This window comes from Phytobacter sp. V69 (assembly GCF_965644215.1).
Taxonomy (GTDB): domain Bacteria; phylum Pseudomonadota; class Gammaproteobacteria; order Enterobacterales; family Enterobacteriaceae; genus Phytobacter.
Map to the genome: position 1 here is coordinate 1 of NZ_CBFFRL010000501.1, position 560 is coordinate 560.

A 560-nucleotide genomic window follows, 5' to 3' on the forward strand; every position below is an offset into this window, starting at 1 on the left:
TCAGGCAACCGTCTGTGGTGTTTGCAGAGCTAAGATTGGCGGCTTAGCGTTGCACTTCGGAGTTGAATCCGCCTAATACCAAAATAATTAAAAGAAAAGTTTTTTTAAGTTACCACCATGATGGTGACCAATATTACTATGATGAATTCTCAAGAAAATTTCATGATGAATATGAGGCTGTAACGGATAATTCTCTTGATCGTCGAGTTGACAGTGACGATATTGACTATGTCATGCGACGTATTCGTGAGTATTATATCACAGGGACTTCATGTTCTATTGTCTTGGTCGGTAATGAATCATGGGGAAGAAAATATATTGACTGGGAAATTAAAGCGACGCTTGATAAACAACATGGACTTATTGGTGTCCAGTTGCCAACATTGTTATCAAATTCTTATGGACAAGTGACTGTGCCCGCTCGACTCAGTGATAATATTGATTCTGGATACGCGCTGTGGGTAAGTTGGGCTAATTTTACAGCTAGGGAAGGTGCGATTTAATCGGTGGGGTTCAGTGGAGTCCTTAGCTGTATTAGCCTTACCTTAGCTGAGCTGTAT

The 560-nt window shown here is 40.7% G+C and carries 1 protein-coding gene; it reads left to right on the forward strand.

Annotation, left to right across the window (positions count from 1 at the left end):
- The first annotated feature begins 62 nt into the window (after window positions 1-62).
- Entirely contained in the window at window positions 63-503 is a 441-nt protein-coding gene (locus tag ACSZPU_RS26225) for a TIR domain-containing protein (RefSeq protein ID WP_499004551.1), read from the forward strand.
- The last annotated feature ends 57 nt before the right edge of the window (window positions 504-560 follow it).